Below are 6,000 nucleotides of genomic sequence, written 5' to 3'. Positions count from 1 at the left end.
GCTAAAGCGTGTCTTTTTCATAGGATTCTCCTGCTGGTGTATTTTAGCAGTTAATCTCTATTTGTAAGTGTTCTTATTTATTGGGGGGATTACCATATCTTCTAAGTAATAAAATTTAATCTTCTTTTGAAAATCGTGATATTGCAAGAACTCAATAGCAGAACATATAGGATATTCGGATATAGATATAAGTACGTCTAACAAGGAAGCAAGTTCCATGTGGGTATCATAACCTTTTTGAATATCAGAAAAAAAATAAGTCACAATTCACACTTCTACACACCATTAAATCAAAGTAGATATAAGACAAACCAGCCTAAAGCTATATGGATGACTGGCTTTAGATTATTCATCATGTCTTGCAAGATTTTTATTATTATTTGCTCAATCAAAACATCATACAATCACCAGTCAAATTTAGCACAAAAAAAGCCAACCATTGAAAACAATGATTGGCTTTTCTCTTTACTGCTATGTTTGGTCGGAACGGCAGGATTTGAACCTGCGACCACTACACCCCCAGTGTAGTGCGCTACCAGACTGCGCTACGCCCCGAGTGACTGACTATTTTACGCAAAATTATGTATATTGCAAGGGCTATTTATAGCAGCCAAACTCTACAATATTATTCTGCCTAGCATAGTCAGTATAATCGCTTAGCAGCCAATGTTAACCCAATAATTCTTTTAGAATTTGGTTCACTTGCTGTGGGTTAGCACTACCGCGACTGGCTTTCATGACTTGACCGACCAGACCGTTAAAGGCTTTTTCCTTACCGCCGCGATATTCTTCGACCATCGCTTCATTTTTTGCGATGACTTCTTCGACCATCGCTTTGATAGCGCCAGTATCGGTTTCTTGCTTAAGGCCTTTGTCTGTGATGATTTTATCTGCTGCATCATCGCCATCGCCGCCTTCACGCTCGTATAGAGCACTAAAGACTTTCTTAGCCAGTTTGCCAGATAGCGTGTCATCTTTGATACGCTTGAGCATGCCAGCCAACTGTTTGGCGCTGATAGGGGAGTCGATGATGTCAGTGTCATCTTTGTTCAGTGCGCCGAGTAAGTCGCCCATGACCCAGTTGCCAGCCATTTTGGCATCTTGCTGTCCGATTTCAGCCACTACATCTTCGAAATAGTCAGCAATTTGACGACTACCAGTTAAGATACGAGCGTCGTATTCTGACAGACCAAGCGCTTCTTCAAAGCGTGCGCGACGAGCGACTGGTAATTCTGGCATTGCTGCTTTGATCGCATCAACCGTATGCTGCTCGATACGGACAGGTAGCAGGTCAGGATCAGGGAAGTAGCGATAGTCGTTGGCGTCTTCTTTGGTACGCATGGTACGCGTTTCATCACGCTCTGGATCATATAGCATCGTCGCTTGTACGACTTTGCCACCATCTTCTAAGATATCGATTTGACGTTCGATTTCACGATTGATAGCACGTTCGATAAAGCGGAACGAGTTTAGGTTTTTTAGCTCAGTACGTGTACCGAGATCAGCGCCTGGCTTGCGCACAGAGACGTTACAGTCACAGCGGAATGAGCCTTCGGCCATCACTGCGTCTGAGATACCTAGCCAAGTGACTAGCTGATGGATGGCTTTGATGTAGGCAAGTGCTTCGTGAGCTGAGCGCATGTCTGGCTCAGAGACGATTTCGATTAGTGGCGTACCAGCACGGTTCAAATCCACACCCGTCATACCATCGACTGCGTCATGTACAGATTTACCCGCATCTTCTTCTAGATGCGCGCGGGTGATACCCATACGTTTAGGGTATTCGTTCTTTTCGCCTTCGTTGACCACGACATCGATATAGCCAACGCCTACGATAGGATTTGCCATCTGAGTGATTTGATAGCCTTTAGGCAAGTCAGGGTAAAAGTAGTTTTTACGGTCAAACGTATTAAACAGGCCCAGCTCAGCATTGACACCGATACCGAATTTTAATGCGCGATCGACCACACCAGCATTTAACACTGGTAATACGCCAGGTAGACCCAAATCGACGATACTTGCTTGGCTGTTTGGCTCATGACCAAAGTCAGTCGGCGCACTTGAGAAGATCTTACTTTCCGTATTTAGCTGGCAGTGAATCTCGATACCGATGACCACTTCATAGCCATCGACAAATAGCTCTTTACGCACCGCGTGTTCACGGACGGCATTGTTATCAGTAGTAGCTGTACTCATTATACCGTCTCCTTTGCGATGGTAGAGTGTTGTAGGTGATGATCAGTATGCTGCTGGAACAGATGCGCAGTCGTGAGCAGTTGACTCTCTTGCCAGTGCTTACCGATTAATTGTAAGCCAATAGGTAGGCCTTCAGTCGTCAAACCAACTGGCTGACTGAGGGCAGGTAGACCTGCTAGGTTGACCGCGATGGTATAAACGTCACCTAAATACATCGTTGCAGGATCTAGGTTGTCAGTAAGCTTGTAAGCTGCCGTCGGTGCGGTTGGGCTAGCAATCACATCACAGCTAGCAAATGCTTCATCAAAGTCTTTAACGATCAAACGGCGAATCTTCTGTGCTTTAGTATAGTAAGCATCGAAGTAGCCAGCCGATAGCGCATACGTCCCTGTCAAGATACGGCGCTGTACTTCAGGGCCAAAGCCTTCGGAGCGTGAGCGCGTGTATAGATCGATAAGGTCCGTTGGGTTTTCACAGCGATAGCCAAAACGTACGCCATCGAAGCGCGATAGGTTAGATGATGCTTCGGCAGGCGCTAGCATATAGTAAGTGGCAAGCGTGATCTCAGGATCAGTGATGTTCACTTCTACAATCGTTGCACCAAGCTCTTCATATTTCTTCAGAGCCGCACGTACTGCTTGCTCAACTTCGCTATCAAGCCCTGTACCGAAGTATTCTTTGGCTACACCAATACGAAGACCGTCAAATGGCTTATCACCAGCAGCAGCTTGGGCATCATTGATATCTTGTACGTAGTCAGGCATCTCGTATTTGATAGAAGTTGCATCGCGTGGATCATGACCAATCATTGGTTGGAGCAGATAGGCGCAATCTTTAGCGCTGCGCCCCATGCTACCTGCTTGATCTAGACTTGAAGCATAGGCAATCATACCGAAGCGCGAGACGCGACCATAAGTGGGCTTGATACCGGTTAAGCCACAAAATGAAGCAGGCTGACGAATAGAGCCACCCGTATCACTACCAGTAGCAACAGGGACAAAACCAGCGGCAACGGCAGCAGCACTACCACCTGACGAGCCACCAGGAACGCGCTCTAGGTTCCAAGGGTTTTGTACCGTACCGTAGTATGAGCTACTGTTGTCTGAGCCCATCGCAAACTCATCCATATTGAGCTTACCTAAGCTAATCATGCCAGCCTTGTCGATATTAGAGACGATAGTCGCGTCATATGGTGAGACAAAGTTATGTAGCATCTTTGAGCCACAAGTGGTCAGTACGCCCTGGGTGCAAAAGATGTCTTTATGCGCCATCGGGACACCAAGTAGCGGACGCTGATCGCCCTGAGCACGCATCTCGTCTGCTGCTTTTGCATGTGCGCGTGCTGTCTCAGAAGTATGAGTGATAAAGCTGTTAATCTTGCTATCTAGCGCATCGATACGCTTGATGTAGTGTTCGGTTAATTCTGCGCTGCTAAATTGTTTGTTTTGCAAGCCAGTAATGAGCTGCTCGGTACTTAATAAATGAAGTTCAGACATAAGGTGTCGTCCGTCAAAATGTTAATAGCATAAAATAAAATGAGATAATGGCAAATGCGTGATTGTATTATTCAGCCACTATTATTCAATCACCTGAGGCACTAGATATAAGCCTTCTTCTACGGCAGGTGCGACTGATTGATTACGCTCACGATTGATATCATGTTTTGCCACATCAGCACGCAACTCTTGGCAAGCTTCATGGATATTGGCTAATGGCTTGATGTCTGTGGTATCAACGTTAGATAGCGTATTCATCAGTTTTAATACTTTACTGATATCATCAGCATAGCTATCGGCTGTACTTTCATCGACACCTAAGCGGGCAAGGTTGGCAACTTCTAGGATTTCTTCACGGCTGACGTTGCTGTCAGACGTTGCTGGCTGCTGAGACATAGTTTCTCCAGTTAAGGACAGTTTTTGTTAGAGTAGTTGATTACGAAAAGGAAAATACGTAAGCGTTAAAATAGAAACAATTAAAATAGAAACAAATAGTAAGTGGGCTTATTATAAAGCATCTGACTCAAGTTTACAGAGTATGACGCTTGATTGATGCACAATCTCAACCAAGAGATTGAATTGATAAAGACGTAATATTAAATAAGATATGGTGCTAGCCGAGCCATAATGCCAATTAAGACACAATGATTTACAGAGAATTGCAAAACTGACCCCCTAATTCATCATTGTTCCTCAATTGCTCTCCAATTAGCTTCTAAAATACGTTACAGTATGCATCTGCTATTAAGCAAAACATTCATCTGCCTGTAGAGCCTTGTTAGTTATCAGATTAAATGATGTTTCATTGAGTTGAATGATATTCACTACTATTTCAAACTTTGTAACAACTTTTGGCGTCTAAGACAAAAATCCTTACTTACTGATGCAAATATCTATGTTTTTTTTGAGCTAAATCGGTATAATTTAGCTCAGTTTTTTCATTTCATCATTATAGTTTGGATTTTGACTTGTTGGGATGATTAACTGTTGCCACAAGTAATGTTTAACGACGACCTGCTCAACACTGACGAGTAACACCTCAGTCAATCTCATTCGCCTCATTCGTAAGACGCTGGATATATTAGTCATGAACCTGTTTGGATTTTTATCAAATAATATCGCTATCGACCTCGGTACTGCGAACACCCTAATTTTTATTCCTAATAAAGGCGTCGTGCTTGACGAGCCTACGGTGGTCGCGTTACGAAGCAATCGTACTCAGAACCCGACCGTCGCCGCTGTTGGTATCGATGCCAAGCAGATGCTAGGTCGTACGCCTGCGAACATCACAGCGATTCGCCCGTTGAAAGACGGTGTGATTGCTGATTTTGAAGTGACGCAAAAAATGCTTAAGCACTTTATCGCTAAAGTAAAAGCCAAGCGTTTTATGGCACAGCCTAACGTCGTGGTTTGTGTACCATGTAAGTCTACTCTAGTTGAGCGCAAGGCGATTCGTGAGGCAGTATCATCAGCAGGTGCGAGCAAAGTACTATTGCTAGAAGAGCCGATGGCTGCGGCTATCGGTGCTGGTATGCCAGTTCATGAAGCCAGTGGTTCTATGGTGGTGGACATCGGTGGTGGTACGACTGAGATTGCTGTTATCGCACTATCTGGTTGCGTATATGCTGAGTCGATTCGTATCGGTGGCGATATGTTTGATGAAGCGATCATCACTCATGTACGCCGTACGCATGGTTGTGTCATCGGTGAGACAACCGCTGAGCGCATCAAAAAAGAAGTCGGTTCTGCATTGAATGAAGACAGCCAACTAGAAGTAGAAGTTCGTGGTCGTAGCATGGCAGAAGGTGTGCCAAAGACCTTTACTGTCAATTCAGAAGAAGTGCAAAAAGCGTTGACTGATCCATTGAGCGGTATTGTTAGCGCTGTAAAAGTAGCACTTGAGCAGACTCCTCCAGAGTTATCATCGGACATCGCTGAGCGTGGCATTGTATTGACAGGTGGCGGCGCACTATTACGTGACTTAGACAAACTTATCTCGCAAGAGACCGGTTTGCCAGTAACGGTAGCAGAAGACCCGTTGACCTGCGTTAGTCGTGGCGGTGGTATCGCGCTTGATTTCATCAATAACAAAAGTTTAAACATGATTTTTGTTTAAGTCATCTTTATTCTTAATTGCCCTATAGTCTTGGCAATATATGATGATTTATGTGAATGATGAAACTATAAATATAGTCGGTTTAATATAATTTGGATATAAGGAAGGCAAGCGAAAGTACTACAAATAGTAGGCTGAGCGAGACTAACACCGTATCTAATTTATATAAAATTGACTATATATAAAATTAAA

General features: G+C 44.2%; 5 protein-coding genes and 1 tRNA gene. 1 reads left to right on the top strand and 5 read right to left on the bottom strand.

The window, feature by feature from the left end; translation table 11 throughout:
• Positions 1-478: 478 nt before the first annotated feature.
• The 5 genes from ACQKCG_RS12515 to ACQKCG_RS12495 all read right to left on the bottom strand — a co-directional run bounded on the left by ACQKCG_RS12515 (position 479) and on the right by ACQKCG_RS12495 (position 4,745).
• A tRNA-Pro gene (locus tag ACQKCG_RS12515) sits at positions 479-555 on the bottom strand.
• 114 nt (positions 556-669) lie between these two features.
• Positions 670-2,196, bottom strand: a complete 1,527-nt coding sequence (gene gatB / locus ACQKCG_RS12510) for an Asp-tRNA(Asn)/Glu-tRNA(Gln) amidotransferase subunit GatB (RefSeq protein ID WP_134292651.1) — start codon at positions 2,194-2,196, stop codon at positions 670-672.
• On the bottom strand, positions 2,196-3,692 hold the full coding sequence (gene gatA / locus ACQKCG_RS12505; protein ID WP_134292650.1) for an Asp-tRNA(Asn)/Glu-tRNA(Gln) amidotransferase subunit GatA: 1,497 nt from the start codon (positions 3,690-3,692) through the stop codon (positions 2,196-2,198). The genes gatB and gatA overlap by 1 nt, the downstream gene beginning before the upstream one ends.
• Positions 3,693-3,773: 81 nt before the next feature.
• Positions 3,774-4,088: an Asp-tRNA(Asn)/Glu-tRNA(Gln) amidotransferase subunit GatC gene (gatC, locus tag ACQKCG_RS12500; protein ID WP_057758683.1), complete on the bottom strand. Its 315-nt coding sequence runs from the start codon at positions 4,086-4,088 to the stop codon at positions 3,774-3,776.
• A gap of 528 nt (positions 4,089-4,616) precedes the next feature.
• Positions 4,617-4,745 (bottom strand): hypothetical protein, encoded by a 129-nt coding sequence (locus tag ACQKCG_RS12495; RefSeq protein WP_264757031.1) that lies wholly within the window; start codon positions 4,743-4,745, stop codon positions 4,617-4,619.
• A gap of 25 nt (positions 4,746-4,770) precedes the next feature.
• Here ACQKCG_RS12495 and ACQKCG_RS12490 point away from each other — a divergent pair, with 25 nt between their 5' ends.
• Positions 4,771-5,808, top strand: a complete 1,038-nt coding sequence (locus tag ACQKCG_RS12490; protein WP_057758685.1) for a rod shape-determining protein — start codon at positions 4,771-4,773, stop codon at positions 5,806-5,808.
• Positions 5,809-6,000: the final 192 nt, after the last annotated feature.

The organism is Psychrobacter sp. NPDC078929, from assembly GCF_050267985.1.
In the GTDB taxonomy this organism is placed as follows: Bacteria; Pseudomonadota; Gammaproteobacteria; order Pseudomonadales; family Moraxellaceae; genus Psychrobacter.
This window is presented reverse-complemented; position numbering and strand designations above follow the sequence as displayed.

Coding starts and splice junctions, on each gene's coding strand:
- gatB (WP_134292651.1), bottom strand. CDS start 2,196: ATGAGTACAGCTACTACTGATAACAATGCCGTCCGTGAACACGCGGTG.
- gatA (WP_134292650.1), bottom strand. CDS start 3,692: ATGTCTGAACTTCATTTATTAAGTACCGAGCAGCTCATTACTGGCTTG.
- gatC (WP_057758683.1), bottom strand. CDS start 4,088: ATGTCTCAGCAGCCAGCAACGTCTGACAGCAACGTCAGCCGTGAAGAA.
- ACQKCG_RS12495 (WP_264757031.1), bottom strand. CDS start 4,745: ATGAGATTGACTGAGGTGTTACTCGTCAGTGTTGAGCAGGTCGTCGTT.